This is a genomic window from bacterium (assembly GCA_020440705.1).
Lineage (GTDB): Bacteria > Krumholzibacteriota > Krumholzibacteriia > LZORAL124-64-63 > LZORAL124-64-63 > JAGRNP01.
Window position 1 is genome coordinate 1 of sequence record JAGRNP010000301.1, and the last position, 242, is coordinate 242.

General features: G+C 58.3%; 1 pseudogene (running past one end of the window). It reads right to left on the minus strand.

Going from position 1 to position 242, the window contains the following annotated elements:
• A pseudogene (locus KDM41_18490) lies at nucleotides 1-242 on the minus strand (DUF885 domain-containing protein) (it continues 376 nt past the right edge of the window).

A 242-nucleotide genomic window follows, 5' to 3' on the forward strand; every position in this document is an offset into this window, starting at 1 on the left:
GAAGGAGAGCATGGTGTCGTGGAGGGTCTTGAGATTGACCTCGCCGCCCATCTTATCTTCGTAAGCCTGGCGGATATCGTTGACTTCCAGGTTACCCACATAGTAGGTCGATAGCTGGGTGGAGCTGAGGCAGGCGCGGCGCCACTTGCCGGCAGCCTCGCCCTCTTCCTGGAAGCCCTGGTTCATCATCATATCCATCGCTGCTTCGCGGGTCATGCCCGCGGTGTGAATCTTCTGATCGA